The sequence below is a fragment of the Dokdonella sp. genome (genome assembly GCF_017744955.1).
GTDB lineage: Bacteria > Pseudomonadota > Gammaproteobacteria > Xanthomonadales > Rhodanobacteraceae > Dokdonella_A.
Genome location: NZ_JAGIAG010000005.1, coordinates 1 through 15,971, shown reverse-complemented (window position 1 = coordinate 15,971; position 15,971 = coordinate 1). Strand labels below are relative to the sequence as shown.

General features: G+C 69.1%; 9 protein-coding genes and 3 tRNA genes. 10 read left to right on the top strand and 2 right to left on the bottom strand.

Annotated elements, in window-relative coordinates; translation table 11 throughout:
* The first annotated feature begins 39 nt into the window (after positions 1–39).
* From J7520_RS12095 to J7520_RS12075, 5 genes are all read left to right on the top strand, one after another.
* Positions 40–1,008 (top strand): ribose-phosphate diphosphokinase, encoded by a 969-nt coding sequence (locus tag J7520_RS12095; RefSeq protein ID WP_291188586.1) that lies wholly within the window; start codon positions 40–42, stop codon positions 1,006–1,008.
* A gap of 153 nt (positions 1,009–1,161) precedes the next feature.
* Positions 1,162–1,821 (top strand): 50S ribosomal protein L25/general stress protein Ctc, encoded by a 660-nt coding sequence (locus J7520_RS12090; protein ID WP_291188584.1) that lies wholly within the window; start codon positions 1,162–1,164, stop codon positions 1,819–1,821.
* A gap of 282 nt (positions 1,822–2,103) precedes the next feature.
* Positions 2,104–2,685, top strand: a complete 582-nt coding sequence (gene pth / locus J7520_RS12085; RefSeq protein WP_291188582.1) for an aminoacyl-tRNA hydrolase — start codon at positions 2,104–2,106, stop codon at positions 2,683–2,685.
* 75 nt (positions 2,686–2,760) lie between these two features.
* A complete protein-coding gene (ychF, locus tag J7520_RS12080; protein ID WP_291188579.1) occupies positions 2,761–3,852 on the top strand; it encodes a redox-regulated ATPase YchF in 1,092 nt (363 codons plus the stop codon).
* A gap of 112 nt (positions 3,853–3,964) precedes the next feature.
* Positions 3,965–4,501 (top strand): DUF1579 family protein, encoded by a 537-nt coding sequence (locus J7520_RS12075; RefSeq protein WP_291188577.1) that lies wholly within the window; start codon positions 3,965–3,967, stop codon positions 4,499–4,501.
* A 253-nt stretch (positions 4,502–4,754) separates the two neighbouring features.
* Here J7520_RS12075 and J7520_RS12070 read toward each other — a convergent pair whose 3' ends face one another.
* Together J7520_RS12070 and J7520_RS12065 are read right to left on the bottom strand one after the other, a co-directional pair.
* Complete coding sequence (locus J7520_RS12070) at positions 4,755–11,687, bottom strand: S8 family serine peptidase (protein WP_291188575.1); 6,933 nt, start codon at positions 11,685–11,687, stop codon at positions 4,755–4,757.
* Between the two features lie 272 nt (positions 11,688–11,959).
* Positions 11,960–14,395: a winged helix-turn-helix domain-containing protein gene (locus J7520_RS12065; RefSeq protein ID WP_291188573.1), complete on the bottom strand. Its 2,436-nt coding sequence runs from the start codon at positions 14,393–14,395 to the stop codon at positions 11,960–11,962.
* Positions 14,396–14,728: 333 nt separating this feature from the next.
* On the opposite strand from J7520_RS12065, the gene J7520_RS12060 reads away from it, so the two are divergent.
* From J7520_RS12060 to J7520_RS12040, 5 genes are all read left to right on the top strand, one after another.
* Entirely contained in the window at positions 14,729–15,220 is a 492-nt protein-coding gene (locus J7520_RS12060; protein ID WP_291188571.1) for an acyl-CoA thioesterase, read from the top strand.
* 138 nt (positions 15,221–15,358) lie between these two features.
* A tRNA-Tyr gene (locus J7520_RS12055) sits at positions 15,359–15,444 on the top strand.
* Between the two features lie 62 nt (positions 15,445–15,506).
* Positions 15,507–15,580: transfer RNA gene (locus J7520_RS12050), tRNA-Gly, on the top strand.
* Positions 15,581–15,681: 101 nt separating this feature from the next.
* Positions 15,682–15,757: transfer RNA gene (locus tag J7520_RS12045), tRNA-Thr, on the top strand.
* A gap of 95 nt (positions 15,758–15,852) precedes the next feature.
* The coding region (locus J7520_RS12040) for a GTP-binding protein (protein WP_291189065.1) at positions 15,853–15,971 on the top strand (119 nt) is incomplete at its 3' end.

Here is a 15,971-nt window from a genome sequence, read left to right as displayed (position 1 = left end):
TTCCGGCGCCGAACGGTTTGCGTATCGGAGTTTTGCAGCGTGGACACCAACGTGAACAGCCCCGGCATCCTGGTCTTCACCGGCAACGCGAACCGCCCGCTCGCTTCGGCGATCTGCGCGGAGTTGAACGTGCCGCTCGGCAAGGCCCTGGTCGGTCGCTTCAGCGACGGCGAGGTGCAGGTCGAGATCGAAGAGAACGTGCGCCGCCAGGAAGTCTTCGTCGTGCAGCCGACCTGCGCGCCGACGGCGGACAATTTCATGGACATGCTGGCCCTGATCGACGCGCTCAAGCGCGCCTCGGCCGCCAGCGTGACGGCGGTGATGCCGTACTTCGGCTACGCACGCCAGGATCGCCGCCCGCGTTCGGCGCGCGTGCCGATCACGGCCAAGGTCGCCGCCGAGATGATCGGCGTGGTCGGCACCGATCGCGTGCTGACGGTCGATCTGCACGCCGACCAGATCCAGGGCTTCTTCGACATCCCGCTCGACAACGTGTACGCCTCGCCGGTGCTGCTGGCCGACATCTGGCGCTACTACGCGAAGGACAACCTGATCGTCGTGTCGCCGGACGTCGGCGGCGTGGTGCGCGCGCGCGCGATCGCCAAGCGCCTCGACGACGCCGACCTCGCGATCATCGACAAGCGCCGCCCGCGCGCGAACGAGGCGACGGTGATGAACATCATCGGCGAGGTCGAGGACAAGGTGTGCGTGCTGGTCGACGACATCGTCGACACCGCCGGCACGCTGTGCGCGGCGGCGGTGGCGCTGAAGAAGCGCGGCGCGCGCAAGGTCGTCGCCTACTGCACCCATCCGGTGCTGTCGGGACCGGCGATCCAGAACATCAGCGGCTCGGCATTGGACGAGCTGGTCGTCACCGACACGATTCCGTTGACGGACGCGGCCAAGGCCTGCGGCCGTATCCGCCAGTTGTCGGTGGCGGAGCTGCTGGCGGAGACGATCCGCCGCATCGCCTACGGCGAGTCGGTGAGTTCGCTGTACGTGGATTAGTGAGCGGTCAGCGGCCGAGCCGTGAGCGGAAAGAGCCATGCGCTTTCCCCGCTCACCGCTCACCGCTGACCGCTCACAAAACAGCTCCCCTGGTCGCGGGGGAGTTGCATCGCCGCCGCGAGGCGGCTCAACCGCAGTAAAGGCAACAAGAAAATGGCAACGACACATCAAATCAACGTGCAGAAGCGCGACGACCAGGGCAAGGGTGCGAGCCGCCGCCTTCGTCGCGACGGCTTCGTTCCGGCGATCGTCTACGGCGGCGAGCTGCAGCCGGTCAGCATCCAGCTCCTGCAGAAGGACGTCTGGCACGCCAGCCAGAACGAGTGGTTCTATTCCTCGATCCTCGACCTCAGCCTCAACGGCGACGTGCAGAAGGTGCTGCTGCGCGACATGCAGCGTCATCCGTTCAAGCAGCTCGTGCTGCACCTGGACTTCCAGCGCATCAACGAGAACGAAGCGATCCGCGTGCGCGTGCCGCTGCACTTCCTGAACCAGGAAGGCTCGCCGGCCGGCAAGACCTCGGGCGTGGTCATCACACACGAACTCAACGAGATCGAAGTCTCCTGCCTGCCAAAGGACCTGCCGGAGTACGTCGAGGTCGACCTGGGCGCGCTGAACGTCGGCGACATCATGCACCTGTCCGAGATCAAGCTGCCGAAGGGCGTGGAGATTCCGGAACTGCGTCTGGGCAAGGAGCACGACCACGCCGTCGTCGTCGCCAAGGAAGTCCGCGAGGAAGCCGAAGCGGCTCCGGAAGCGGCCGAAGGCGAAGCCGCCGCTCCGGCTGCGGCGAAGAAGGACGAGAAGAAGTAAGAGTCGCCCGGCAAGAGGTCGCGCGCCGACGCGTACGTCGTCGGCGCGGGCCGCTCGTGAAAGCCAGCGGAGCCCGGCTCCGCTGGCTTTCTCGCTACCGACGGTTCGCAAAGCCGTGCATTCCGATGCGGCTCGCGATCACGGATGGCGACCGAGCCGCACCACATTCGCGACGTCGCGCACGTGTTCGAGTTGCGGCGCGTTCCGATCCGAAAACGTTTTTCGGGCCGCTTCCACGAGGCCGTGCAGCGGCCGATCTCACCAGCGAGCGTCCTCATCGCAATGGCGGGTCTTCGTCTCATCGTCGGCCTCGGCAATCCCGGCGCCGAACATCTGCGAACGCGGCACAACGCCGGGTTCTGGTTCGTCGACGCCCTGGCGCAGCGCGAGGGCGCGCGTTTCGGCATCGAATCGAAGCTGCGCGGCGAAACGGCGAAGGTGTCGCTGGCCGGCACGCCGCTCTGGCTGCTGAAGCCGATCACCTATATGAACGCGAGCGGTGCCTCGGTCGGAGCCGCGCTGCGCTACTGGAAGATCGCGCCGGAAGAGATGCTGGTCGTGCACGACGACCTCGATCTGCCGGCCGGTACGGCGCGGCTGAAATTCGACGGCGGCCACGGCGGTCAGAACGGTCTGCGCGACCTGTTCGCGCACGTCGGCCACGGCAAGTTCCATCGTCTGCGCATCGGCATCGGCCACCCCGGCCACCGCGATCGCGTGCACGGCTGGGTGCTGGGACGGCCGTCCGCGGCCGACGAGGAAGCGATGCTCGTCGCCATCGCGCGTGCGTTGGACGTGCTGCCGCTGGCCGTGAACGGGGATTTCAACGACGCGATGAAGAAACTGCACACGGGCGAGGAGTGAGCCGTGAGCGGTGAGCGGTGAGCGGAAAACGCTCCTACCGCTCACCGCTGACTGCTTACCGCTCACAGGACTGTCATGGGTATCAAATGCGGCATCGTCGGCCTGCCGAACGTCGGCAAGTCGACTCTCTTCAACGCGCTGACCAAGGCCGGCATCGCGGCGGCGAACTTTCCGTTCTGCACGATCGACCCGAACGTCGGCGTGGTGCCGGTGCCCGATCCGCGCCTGGAGGCGCTGTCGGGCATCGCCAAGCCGTTGAAGATCATTCCGACCTCGATCGAGTTCGTCGACATCGCCGGTCTCGTCGCCGGCGCGTCGAAGGGCGAGGGCCTGGGCAACAAGTTCCTCGCCCACATCCGCGAGGTCGACGCGATCGCGCACGTGGTGCGCTGCTTCGAGAACACCGACATCGTGCACGTCGCCGGCCGCATCGATCCGATCTCCGACATCGAGACGATCGAAACCGAGCTGGCGCTCGCCGACCTGGAATCGGTGGAGAAGGCGCTGAACCGCGTCGAGCGTGCGGCGAAGGCGAACGACAAGGACGCGTTGGCGCGCCGGCCGATGCTGCAGAAGGTGCAGGCCGTGCTCAACGAAGGCCGCGCCGCGCGTTCGGCCGACCTCGACGACGACGAGAAGGCGCTGCTGCGCGACCTTTTCCTGCTGACGCTGAAGCCGCTGATGTACATCGCCAACGTCAAGGAAGACGGCTTCGAGAACAATCCGTTCCTCGACCAGGTGCGCGAGCGCGCGGCGAAGGAGGGCGCCGAGGTGGTGCCGGTCTGCGCGGCGATCGAGGAGGAGATGGCGCAGCTCGAGGACGCCGACCGCGACGAGTTCCTGAAGGATCTCGGCCTCGACGAGCCGGGCCTGAACCGCGTGATCCGCGCCGGCTACAAGCTGCTCGGCCTGCAGACCTATTTCACCGCCGGCGAGAAGGAAGTGCGCGCCTGGCAGGTGAAGAAGGGCTCGACCGCGCCGCAGGCCGCCGGCGTGATCCACACCGACTTCGAGCGCGGCTTCATCCGCGCCGAGACGATCGCCTACGACGACTACATCAAGTACCGGGGCGAGGCCGGCGCGCGCGACGCGGGAAAGCTGCGCCTGGAAGGCAAGGAGTACATCGTCAAGGAAGGCGACGTGCTGCATTTCCGCTTCAACGTCTGACCGGCATGTTGCCCGGCTTGCGGATTGCGCGCCGGGCTGACAGGTTTCGCGGTCCGGCTGCGTCTTCCTGTGGCGAACCGCCGTTTTTCGGCGGCGCCTACCGGAGGAAACCATGCGTTCCGCTTTCGCCATTGCCCTGCTGCTCGCCGCTGCCTGTGCGCGCGCGGCCGAAACCCCTGCTGCCCGCCCCGAACTCGACGTCCTGACGATGGAAGAGGGCGTCTGGGACGCGGCGATCGAATTCCCGCCCGCGGCCCCGGACCAGGCGCCGACGCGCGCGACCGGCGTGCAGACGAACACGTTCGTGACGGGCAAGCGCTGGATCCGCAACGATTTCGAGGTCGACGCGAAGTACGGCGGCCACGGCACCTGGGGCTACGATCCGAAGAAGCAGCGCTACGTCGGCATCTGGGTCGACAGCAACCAGGACTACATCCGTCTCGACGAAGGCACCTGGGACGCGGCCTCGAAGACGATGACGTGGACCTCGGAACTGCGCCAGCCCGATCCGCATCCGCCGGCGAAGTACCGCATGACCGAGGAATTCCGCGGCGACACGCGCGTGCTGACGATGACTGCGATCGGTCCGAAGAGCGGCAAGGAAATACCGCTCGGCAAGATCACCTTCACCCGCCGCGCGCAGCACTAGCGCGACGGGCAGCCCGTCGCGTCAGCCCTGGCAGTGCAGCACGTCCAGGCGAGCCGTCGCGGAGGGGATGGAGTGCGAGGCCGCGACGGCGCGCGATCCCGGATCCGCGATCGGGCCGGCCGCGACGGGCTGCGTGATCTGACGCCGATGGAAAGCCGCGTCCCACGCCGCCGTGGCATCGATGCCCCTCTCGACTGAGCGAGCAAAAAAAGCCCCCCGTCTCGCGACGGGGGGCGGAAGGCGCAGCTTTACGTCAGTTGGCCTTGGGGAGGCTGCGCATGGGAGAGGCGGACCGCACCATGTAACCCGTTGCGCGATCGGTGAGCGGTATCGTGACTATGCCGGCGTCGGTGCGCAGTTCGAGCACGCGCCGTGCGCCGTCCGTCCCTTCGCTGCCGAGCAGGCGAACTTCCAGTTCGCTCGCCGGGCCGACGCGCATCCACGCACTCGCATAGGCCTGGCCGTTCTCGTCGCGCGCGACCACGCGCAGCCAGGTTGCCTCGGCGCCGTTGAGGCGTTCGATGCGGAACACCTCGGTCGAACCGGCCGCGGTCGCGATCAGCACGCGGTCGACGAGATCCTGCGTCGGAGCGAGGAGAGCGATCGCGATCGCGTGATCCTCGTCGAGCCGTTCGGTCGCCGCCGGCAGCGCTGCCGGCGAGCCGCGGCCGTCGAAGCCGTCGCGGTGGATGACGATCGGCGCGCCGGCCGACTGCTCGTCGTTGGCCGGGTTCGCGTCGTCGGCATGCGCGGTCTGCCCGGTCAGCGTGGCCGAGCCGTCGGCATCCCAACGCACCGGTGCGGTGACCAGGTAGCTGACGCTGCCGCCGCCGGACAAGCTGAGGCCGCTGTCCTGCAGCTCGCCTTGGCCGCTGCCGCTGCATTGGCTGCTGCTCGGTCCGAGGCAGGTCCAGCTCGCGAACGCCGTGTCGAGCTGTGTCGACAGCCGGCCGGTCACGCTGGCGCCGCTGGCGGCATCCTGGCCGAGGTTGCGCACGGTGACCAGATAGTCGAGCAGGTCGCCGCGTCGCACGTAGCCGCGCAGGCTGCGCACTTCGACCGCGAGATCGGTGCTGGCGGCGAGATTGGTCAGCGCGAACTGGGCGGTGGGCAGTCCGCCGACGGTCGCCGTCACCGCGTAGGCGCCGGCGCTGGCGTTGGCGACGGCGTTGACGGCGGCGTAGCCGTTGGTATCGGTGGTGACGCGTGTCTGCGACAGCAGGGCGGAGGCGCCGCTGGCCGGTGCGGCGAAGTCGACGTCCACGCCGGCCAGCGGTTGACCCTGGCCGCTCAGCACCTGCACGGCCAGCGGTGCCGGGAAGGCCGTGTTCAGCGCAGCGCTCTGGCCCGAACCGCCGAGCACGTTCAGTGCAGCGGGATCGTTCGCGCCCGCCTCGACCGTCAGCGTGACTGGCACGACGAAGCGCGGATGCTCCGGATCGTTGCTGTCCAGACACAGGCTGGCGTGATGCTCGCCGGCGGCCAGGCCGCTGCTGTCAATCTGCACCGCGACGTCGGCGCTGCCGCCGGGCGCGACGCTGCCGCCGGACGGCGTCAGCGTCAGCCACGGCACGTCGTTCGCGGCCTCGCAGCCGGACACGTCGTGCGTCGCCGCGCGGATGAACAGCGAGCGGTAGGCCGGGAAGGCGACTACCAGCGAGTCCCACGAGCCTTGGTCGAACTTCTTGTAGCCGTTGCCGGCGTTGGCCGGACGGTTGGCCGAGGTATCGGCGCCGAGCGTCACCGGCGGATCGGTCGCGAACCAGCGCACGCCGATGTAGACGCCGCCCGACTGGATGCGCAGGTTCAGGCTCGACAGGTCGAAGCTCTTCCACGGCAACGCCGGCGGCAGCGGCGGGATCGGCAGATCGGTCGCGTTGAGCGCCAGCGAACCGAGTTCGGTGCCGGGCGAGCCGCCCGGGCCGTCGTCGTCGTACACGACCAGGTCGAAGTCGAGCGAGCTCGGTCCGATGCTGACGAACACGATGCAGGCGGCGTCGAGCATGGTCGGATAGGTGCGCGGCACGAAGTAGTCGACCATCGTGATGCGCTGCACGAGGCTGGGATCGGCGCCGTAGCCGCTCTCGACGCTGCCGTCGTCGTGGGAGATCAGGCCGGGCGCGCTGTTGCAGTTGAGTTCGCCGGCCGGGCCGGTCGCGGCCAGGCCGGGCAGCGGCTGACCGAAGTGGCTGGCGAGATCGAAACTGCCGGCGTCGGCGCCGCCCGCGGGAGCGAGCACGTCGGGCGTGACCGGCGCGCCGCTCGGCGTCGCGCTGCGCAGGCTCCAGTTCAAAGTGCCCGCACCGTCGGTGTTGCGCAGCGTGAAGGTCCGTGCGGCGCTTTCGCCGGCCTCGAGCGCGACCGCGAAGGCATCCGGCGCCGCCTCGAGACAGGGCGCGTCGAGCTTGACCTGCAGGTCCACCGTGGTGGTCTGCGTCGACGCCAGCTCGATGCCGCCCTGCGACACGTCGACGTGCCCGGCCTTATGCACGAGCACCGACAGCGGACTCTCCTCGAGGCTGATCTCCTTGCTGAAGCGGCCGTTGGCGTCGGTGGTCACCGTGAAGCTGTTGTGCTGGCCGGTGATCGTGACCTGCGCGTTCGAGGCGGCGGTGGTCTGACGGCCGCAGTAGCCGAGTGCGGAGACGTTGCCGGCCAGCGTGCCGGCGGTGGAGTCGGCGACGTTCAGCTGCACCGGCACGCGGATCAGGTCGGCGTTCGGATCGTTGGTGCGGAAGCACAGCTGGGCGCGGTACTGGCCGAGCGCGAGCCCGTTCGAATCGGCGCTCACGGTGACGGCGGTACTCGCGCCGGGCGCGGTCGTGCTGCCAGTGGGGCTGAGGCTCAGCCAAGGGATGTCGTGCGGGCTCATGCAGGCGCGCGCTTCGCCGCCGAGGCTGGTCTCGAAGGTGCCGCCGCCGTTGCTGGCGGCGAGCAGGCTGGAGGAACCCTTGAAGGCGAAGTCCTGCGGGACCGGTCCGGCGACCGGAATGCCGGTGTCGAAACGCTGGAAGCTGGCGCCGGCGTCGCCCGAGCGCAGCACGCGGATCGTGCCGGCGAGGGTCGAGGCCTGTCCGGCGTAGATCACGTTCTCGTCGACCGGATCGCAGGCCAGCGAGGCCAGCAGGGTCTGGAAGGTCGCTCCGGTCGCCTGCCAATTGGCGCCACCGTCGTCGCTGCGGTACAGGGCGCCCGGATTGCCCTTCGCCACGAATAGGCGCTGCGGCGTGGTCGGATGCGAGCAGATCCGCGCGGTGGCCCAGTAGCCGACCGGCGGGATGCCGGTCGAGGACGGCTGCCAGGTGACGCCGCCGTCGCTCGAGCGCAGCACGCCGCCGAGCGAGGCGGAGCCGGCGCTGGCGATCATGTTGAGGTCGGTGCCGTCCCGGATGATCTCGATCGCGGTGACCTTGTAGCCGACGGTGGCCTCGTACACCTTGGTCCAGGTCTGGCCGCGGTTGGTCGAGCGCCAGATCGTGGCCTCGTCGCCGGCGACGCCGTTGTCCCTGCCGCCGACGAGGATCAGGTCCGGATCGTTCGTGCTGAACGCGATCGCTTCCAGATCGACCAGCAGGTTCGGACCCTGGTTCGGACCGAGGTGCGTCCAGGTGCCATTGGTTTCGCGGCGGTACACCGCTTCCTTGGCGATCGTGGTCGGGCCGGTGGAGATGCCGTACAGGGTGCCGTCGGGCGCGAAGCGTACGGTGACGTAGCGCGTCGGCGGCGCCGACTCGACGGTCCAGTGCGCGCCGCCGTCGGTGGTCGAGTAGATGCCGCCGGCATTGGCGGCCTGGAACGCGACCGCGATTTCCTGCGGGTTGTGCGGATTGGTCGTCACCGAGTACAGGCGCGCCTCGGCGATGCCGGTGCCGTACGCGGCGAAGCCGTCGCCCCCGTCGAGGCTGCGGAACAGGCCTTGCGACATCGCTCCGGCGAGGATCTCGCCCGGGCTGCCGGGCACCAGGGCGAGGTCCATCATGCCTACGCGCGAGGTGCCGCCGAGCCCGGTTTCCCAGCTGGCGCCGCCGTCGCGGCTGCGATGGATGCCGCTGTTGCTGGTGGCGAGGTAGATCGTGTGCGAATCCTGCGGATCGACGGCGATGGCTTCCACGTGCGGCACCGGCGTGGAGGTGTGCAGCGCGCTCCAGGTGGCGCCGAGATCGAGCGACTGGTACAGGCCGAAATACTGGTTGTTGTAGGCCTGTCCGCCGCCGACCAGCAGCCGCGTGCCGTCGAAGTGCACGGAGCGCGGCGGATTGCCGGGCAGGCCGGCGGAGCGGTTGGTCCAGCTCGCGCCGCCGTTCGTGCTGACCCAGACCTGGCCGCCGCCGAAGCCGCCGTCGAACAGCGCGACGACCGTGTTCGGATTGGTCGGATGCACCGCGATCGCGCGGCCGTTCAGATTGGCGCCGAGGGTCGGCGTCACGTTCTGCCAGGTCACGCCGGCATCCGTGCTGCGCAGCAGGTTCTTGGTCTGCTGGCCGTTGGCCGAAGCGATGGCCGCCCAGACGATCGAGGAGTTGCTCGGCGCGACGGTGACGCCGAAGGCCTGGCGGTTGGTGCCGATGTTGAGGTTCGGCGTGGACCAGGTGGCGCCGTCGTCGGTGCTCTTGCGTATGCCGGTCATGGTCGCGGCGTAGGCGGTACCGTCGCCGGCGTAGACGATGTGGTAGACGTTGACGCCGCCGATGACCTGGTTCCAGGTCGCGCCGCCGTCGGTGGACCGGTACAGGTTGCCGGCGCCGACGGCGGGCGCGGTGCCGAGCAGGACCAGGTCGGGGTTGATCGGCGAGATCGCGATCGCGTCGACGTCGCCGCCGAGCGGGCCGATCGGCTGCCAGGCGGCGTCCGCGGTCGGATCGGCCGCGTTGACGCCGGCTTCGGCCGCGGTCCAGACCAGGTCGGCCGAGCCGGTGTTGGCGACGCTGAGGCCGCGGCTGTCGCTGGCGTCGGCCGCCAGCGTGAAGGCGAGCGAGCCGGGCGCGATGCCGGCGACCGGATCGAAGCGGGTGCTGAACTGGTAGGTCGCCGACCAGGCGCCGCCGCCGCAGCTGTTCTCGCCGCGCACGCGCCAGTAGTAGGTCTTGCCGGTGGCGAGCAGGCTGGACGGACGGAAGGCGCCGGCGGTGACGACCTGGTCGATCGCCGGCGCGGTGAACGCGGTGTCGGTGGCGACCTGCAGGCGGTAGCTCTCGCCGGGGGTGCCGCTCCATTCGAAGCTCGGCCGCACGACGACGTTCGTTTCGCCGTTCGACGGCGCGGTCGGGATCGGTGCCGCGAGCGCGGCCGCGTCGATGCGCAGGTCGACGGTCACGCTGCGCTCGAGGGCCGCGAAGGCCGGTCCCGAGGACTGCGCCTTGATCGTCAGCCGATGGCTGGCGCTGGGCTGGCCGGCGGTGTTGCCGATGCTCAGCGTCGAAGTCGAGGCCGGATCGGTCGGCACCAGCGGATTCTGCGAGAAGCTCGCGCTGGCACCGGCGGGCAGGCCCGCGGCGACCGACAGCGTGACCGGATCGCTGAACCCGCCGCGGCTGTGCAGCTTGAGCGCGTAGCTGGCCGGGCTGGCCGCGCAGACGCGCAGTTCGCTCGGCGTGCCGGCGATGGTGAAGCCGCCGCACTTCTGCATCGCCGCGTTGACCGCGGCGAGCGCGTCGATCTCGCCCCAGCCGGTGGCGTAGTTCGGCACGTTGCCTGGACCCGGGGCGGGCGTTCCGCCGGAGGCGTACGGCACCGGTCGCGCGGTCTTCATGATGATCGTGCCGGTGCCGGCGTAGTCGCCGACCAGGCACGGCGCCGCTTCCCACATCAGTGCGACCAGGCCGGCCACGTGCGGCGCCGACATCGAGGTGCCGTTGCTGAGGTAGTAGTGGTCGTCGGAGTCCTTGCCGGCCGAGAGAATCGACACGCCGGGCGCGACGATGTTCGGCTTGATGCTCGGGAAGCCCTGATGGTCCGGATAGTTGGGCAGTCCGGCCGAGGGATAGTCGGTCGGTCCCCAGTTCGAATGGGCCGCGTAGAGGCCGTTGTCGGTGCCGGTCGAGCCGACCGAGAGCACCTTGCCGTAGCGCGCCGGGTTGCCGACCGTGTTCAGGCCCGGCGGGCGCGGATAGCTGCAGTTGCTCGAGTTGCCGTTGGAGAAGACCGGCACGATGCCGGCGGCGATCCAGGCGTCGACGACGCCTTCGTACCAGGTGTCGACCTCGCGGTTGCAGTCGGTCCAGGAGTTGTTGATGACGTGCGGACGGCGATTCGGATCGGGGTTCTGCTGCGCCAGGTTCCACGGCGCGAGCATGAACTGGCCGCATTCGAGCAGGGCCGATGCGGTCGAGGACGGGTTGAAGCCCTGGCAGGCCATCCACTTCGCGCCCGGCGCCATGCCGACGCGGCGGTCCGCGCCGCCGTCGCCGACCATCGTGCCGATGGTGTGCGAGCCGTGGTTGTGCGGGTCGGTCGGGGCGGCGGAGTGGTCGTACGGGCTCCACCAGTTGTAGTTGTGGTCGTACTGGCCGGAGCCGGTCGTGCCGCGGTACTGGTGCACCAGGGCCTGGTGGCTGTAGCGCGCGCCGGTGTCGATGTTGGCGACGGTGATGCCGCGTCCGGTGAAGCCGAGGTCCCAGACGCCGGGCGCGTTGACGTGTTCGATGTTGCTGATCGCAGCGGCCAGGCGCGGCAGCCGGTCTTCCTCGACGTGCTCGGGCTCGATCAGACGCACGTCCGGCTCGCCCTTGATCTCGCGCACGCCGGTGAACGCCGTGCGGCTGGCCAGCGTGTCGAGCAATGCGCGGCTGCCGTTGCGGATCTGCACCACGTTGTCGACCCAGAACGCCTGATAGTCGACGCCTTGCCGGTCGAGATAGGCGCGCAGCTCGCTCTGCGACTCCTCCGCCACCGCCTGCAGCTGCTGCTGCACGTAGTGGCCGCGTTCCTGCCAGTCCATGCCGAAGGCGGCCGAAAGGTCGGCGCGGCGATCGAAATAGACCAGCATGTTGGCGCCGGACGAACCAGTGAGGTGGGTCAGCAGGGCCGGATCGACCTGCACCGGGGCGCCTGGCGCCGGATCGGGCACGGCGGATGCGGTCGGCGCGCCGGCCATGATCGGCAAGGACGCGCTGCTGGCGAAACACATCGCCAGCGACAACAGCAGCGGGCGCGGATTGAGCCGGCTGCGACTTCGAGCAACGGACATCGGAAGGGTCTCCTTCGGGCAACGGCAACGAGGGCAGCCGCGGCCGCGCGGCGAAGCGCCGGGCAGGCTGCGGATGGCGTCGTCCAGTCTCGCCGCTGCGTCGGCGTTCGGCTTTGTGAAAGCCCTTGCGAAGGTTTCCAAAACCTTCTCATTGGAGCCACTAAACCGCTCATGCGCGGGGTTTTTTTGCCGCGGCTCCGGTGCGCGTCCGATGCTGCGGCGCAGCGTCCGGCACCCGCGGCCGGCAGGCCCGGCGAGGGGGCCGCGCCGGCTCAGGGCGTGCGCGGCGAGTCGAGGATTTCGGGCGGCAGGGCGCGCTCGCCGGCGAGCTGGCGGGCGCGATCGAGCGCCCGCCGCCAGGCGCTGGTCTGGCCCAGTGCATGGTGCAGCCGGACTTGCAGCAGGGTGGCGTCGTAATTGCTCTGCGCCCAGCGCGAGACGTGGCCGACGATTCGCGTTGCGTCCTGCAACCGGCCAGTGCCGATCAGGAAGTTGCAGTAGGACTTGGCCACCTCGAGCATCTCGCGCGGCACCGCCCTGGCCAGCGCCTGCGACCAGGCCGATTCGTACAGCCGCTTGGCCTCGTCCGCAGCACCCTGTGCGGCGCTCTCGGCGCGCATCAGCGCGATCCACTGGACCACCAGCGGCTGGTCGGTGTGCGACTCGGCCCAGGTGCCCGCGGAGGACAGTGTCGCGGCGGCGGCTTCGGCTTGGCCGAGCGCGCGCTGCGCGCGATACAGCGTGGTCCAGGTGCGGGCGAGATTCCACGGCGCGCCGGTCGGCGCGTCGGCACGGCGATCCAGCGCCTCGCGCGCGAACTGCGCCGCCGCCGCCGCGTCGCCCGCTTCCAGGGCCAGCCAGGCGGCCATGTAGTGCGGCCACAGCCCTTTGTTCGCGCCGTCCTCGCCCGCCGCCGCGGGCTGTTCGATCAGGCGGCGCAGCTGTTCGCGCGCCTCGGTGAACAAGCCGGCGTCGGCCGCCATGTACGCCTGGTTCATGCGCGCAAGCTCGACCAGCGCCGGGTTGTTCACCTGGCCGGCGAGACGGTCGAACTGGCGCGCTTCGGCCAAGGCAGTGGCGGTTTCGAGCTGGTCGCTGTACAGCTCGGCCTGCGCGACGCGCAGGCGCAGTTCCGATTGCACGTCGCCGAACAGCGCCAGCCGGTCAAGCGCAGTGCGGCCGAGCGACAAGGCCTCGGCGACGCGGTTGGTGTCGCCGAGCAGCATCGACAGATTGGCGTCGAGGCGCGCCAAGGCGAGCTGGTCGCCGCTGCTTTCGAACAGCATGCGCGCGCGGCTGTAGTCGGCTTCGGCACCGGCGGAGTCGTTGTCGATCACCCGGCGCAGGAAGGCGCGCGCGGAGAGGGCGGAGCCCAGTGCGTCGTGTGCGTTGCGGAACGGCTCGCGCTGTTCCAGCAAGGCGATCGCTTCGTCGACGTAGGGACGCGCCTGCGGATGGCGAATCTGTCGGACCAGTGAATAAGCCAGGCCCTGCAGCGCCTGCGCGCGCAGCAGCGGGTCGCGTTCGGCCGGCACCTGGTCGAGCAGGGCCTGGAAGACCTGCTGCGATCGCGCGTAGTTGCCGGCGCGCAGCTCGATGTCGCCCCTCTGGTAGAGGATGCGCGGATCGTTGCCTCGATCGGTGGTGTCGAGCAGGGCACGCGCTTCGTCGAGGCGGTCCACCAGCACCGCCGCCTTCACCTGCTGCAGGACGTAGTCGAGCGGATCGCTCGGCGCCGTGCCGACGTCGGGTTCGACCACGCCGAAGCCGAGCAGGATCGCCATGCGGTCGGCGGCGATGCGCGCCGCATCGATGACGGTGTCGCCGTCGCCGTGCGCCGCCAGCGCATGGTCGCGGCCGTGCACGATCTCCAGCTCCACCCGCCAGCGGCTGCCCTGTGGCTCGGCGGTGGCGTGCATGACGATGTTCGCAGTGGCGGCGCGGGCGAGGTCGTCGATGTCCGACCGGGTCGGCTCCGCCGGCAGGCTGCGCGCCAGCGCGACGACGTTGTCGCTCGGCACCACCGTCTGGCCGGCCGCGCGCAGGCGCTCGCCGATCAGATCCATCACGCCGAGGCGGATCCAGGCGTGGGCCGGTTCGCGCGGCGCGCTGACCGGCAGGATCACGGCGGTGTCGGCGGCCGCGTCCGCGGGCGGTGCGGGACGGTTCGACAGGACGGTGCGCAAGCCGAAGAACGACACGGCCGCGAGGACGAGGAGGCCGAGCGCCCAGGCGAACGGGCGCCGGCGGGTGCCCGGCGCCGCGGTTCCGGGGAGGGACGTCGCGACCTCGTCGCCGGTTTCCGTGCCGGCGTGCGTGCGCAGGGCGGCGGATTCCTGCGGTGCGCGATCGACGTCGGCCAGCGGCGACCCCTCCGGCTCCAGTGGCAGCACGCGCACCGGCATCACCCAGCTGTAGCCGACCCGCGTGATCGTGCGGATCGTGACCTGCTTGTTCGCGTTGTCGTTGAGCACGCCGCGGATGCGGCTGATGATCTGGCCGAGCACGCTGTCGCCGATCTCGACCTTGCCCCAGACGGTGGCGATGAGTTCGTCGTGGCCGACCACGCGGTCGCGATGCTCGAGCAGGTAGACCAGGCAGTCGAATGCCTTCGGCTGCAGCGGGACCAGCTTGCCTTCGCACCAGAGTTCGCGCTTGGCCGGGTCGATGCGGTAGCTGTCGAACTGGTAGATCGAGTTGCCGCTCACGCCGCGCATCCCGGCCCGGGGCCGCGCCGGGCGCGGGAGGGGGACGTCGGCAGATCGGCGAAGGCGGATCGGCGAAGCGGAAACGGCGATGGCATGACGGATATTGCGAAAGTGCGGCGGCTGACCTGATCGAGGCGGCGCCTCGACTTCCCCGGGGCGTGAGCAGCGCGCCCAGCCGACCGGGGAGCATGCCTTGTCCGTTCCGATCATTCCAGTTTTGGCAATGCCGGTTGCCACGTGGCGGCAGGGGAAGTTCCCGAAGAGGGGCCGGCCATCTCGCGCCGATCGCGGCCAGCGTTTAGGCTACGCGGCCGATCGTTTCCGGAGGTGCCGATGCCCGGCGAGCAGCGCGAAGTCGAGTTTCGTTTCCTGGCCGAGCCGACCGATGTGAACTTCGGCGGCAAGGTGCACGGCGGCATGGTGATGAAATGGATCGACCAGGCCGGCTATGCCGCGGCTGTGGGCTGGAGCGGCAAGTACGCCGTGACGGTCGCGGTCGGCGGCATCCAGTTCGTCGCGCCGATCCTGATCGGCGACCTGGTCACGGTGCGCTGCAAACTGATCCAGACTGGCACCTCGAGCATGCATTTCGCCGTCGACGTGACGGCGCGCGACCTCAAGTCCACGATGCAGCGGGTCGCGACGAGCTGCGTGATCTCCTTCGTCGCGCTCGACGCCCCGGACGGCCGGCCGTCGCCGGTGCCCGCCTGGCAGCCGCTGAACGACGAGGACCGGCGCCTGGCCGACTACGCCAAGCGCCTGATCGAGCTGTCGAAGACGATGGAAGCCGAGGTCGCCCGGTTCCGTCCGGTCCTGCCGGGCTGATTTTGCCGCGGCGGTCGCCGCGACGGTGAAATTTCTGCGCTCTCCGGCCTTGACAGTGTCGTGCGCGAGACAGGACAATGCGCGGCTCCCTGCCCGCGGATTCATCGCGACGCAGGTCGGCCAAAGATTTCGATGTTCGGAGGGATACCCAAGCGGCCAACGGGGGCAGACTGTAAATCTGCTGGCTTACGCCTTCGGTGGTTCGAATCCACCTCCCTCCACCAATAGTTTTCAGGATCGAGGAGTCGATGTCTCTTCGGTGCAGCACCCAAGCAGGTTCTCCGGCGCGGGAGTAGTTCAATGGTAGAACCTCAGCCTTCCAAGCTGATTGTGCGGGTTCGATTCCCGTCTCCCGCTCCATCGAACTGCTGAAAGGTTTCAGGATTTTTGGCTGTATTGAAAAGTGCTGCACGGATGCAGCTTTGTTCTTCGCAGTCACGGAGGACTGCACAAGTACACCTGCTCACGTAGCTCAGTCGGTAGAGCACCTCCTTGGTAAGGAGGAGGTCGATGGTTCGATTCCATTCGTGAGCACCATTTTTGGTTCCGGCTCGATCCGGCAATTGGATCGAGTTGGATTTTGCAGCTTCGTCTCCACCTAGTCCGTTTTCATCTAGATCGAGGTTTTCGTCATGTCCAAGGAAAAATTCGAGCGCAAGAAGCCGCACGTGAACGTGGGCACGATCGGTCACGTGGACCACGGCAAGACGACGCTGACGGCGGCGCTGACGAAGATCGGTGCGGAGCGTTT

Bases quoted from the DNA above. Each gene is read 5' to 3' on its own strand.
- ychF (WP_291188579.1), top strand. From the start codon at position 2,761: ATGGGTATCAAATGCGGCATCGTCGGCCTGCCGAACGTCGGCAAGTCG.
- pth (WP_291188582.1), top strand. From the start codon at position 2,104: ATGGCGGGTCTTCGTCTCATCGTCGGCCTCGGCAATCCCGGCGCCGAA.
- J7520_RS12060 (WP_291188571.1), top strand. From the start codon at position 14,729: ATGCCCGGCGAGCAGCGCGAAGTCGAGTTTCGTTTCCTGGCCGAGCCG.
- J7520_RS12070 (WP_291188575.1), bottom strand. From the start codon at position 11,687: ATGTCCGTTGCTCGAAGTCGCAGCCGGCTCAATCCGCGCCCGCTGCTG.
- J7520_RS12075 (WP_291188577.1), top strand. From the start codon at position 3,965: ATGCGTTCCGCTTTCGCCATTGCCCTGCTGCTCGCCGCTGCCTGTGCG.
- J7520_RS12090 (WP_291188584.1), top strand. From the start codon at position 1,162: ATGGCAACGACACATCAAATCAACGTGCAGAAGCGCGACGACCAGGGC.